The 255-nt window shown below is 44.7% G+C and carries 1 protein-coding gene; it reads right to left on the reverse strand.

The genetic code is table 11. The features are described 5' to 3' along the window. Positions 1-255, reverse strand: a 255-nt coding sequence (locus tag RVS70_RS23490) for a transposase (protein ID WP_321135111.1), incomplete at both ends; no start/stop codon positions are given.

The following is a 255-nucleotide window of genomic DNA, read 5'->3' on the forward strand; positions in this document are numbered from 1 at the left end:
GTTTGTCCCTTGAACTTCCCTGAACTATGTTCTCGTAACGACAAACCTGCCATATTGACCAGCTGTTGTGGATGGTCATATTTTTTGAGGTCTCCGACCTCAGAGAGAAAGGTGGCTATGGTGATTGGCCCCAGCCCTTTAATATTCATCATTTCCTGGGCGCCTGGAATGTCTTTCATGAGATCTGTAATTTCCATGTCCAGTTCGGTTAATTGGCTCTGATAGAGCTCGTATTGGTCTAAGAGACTGTGTATT

This window comes from Virgibacillus sp. M23, assembly GCF_034190895.1.
Taxonomy (GTDB): Bacteria; Bacillota; Bacilli; order Bacillales; family Amphibacillaceae; genus Virgibacillus; species Virgibacillus salarius.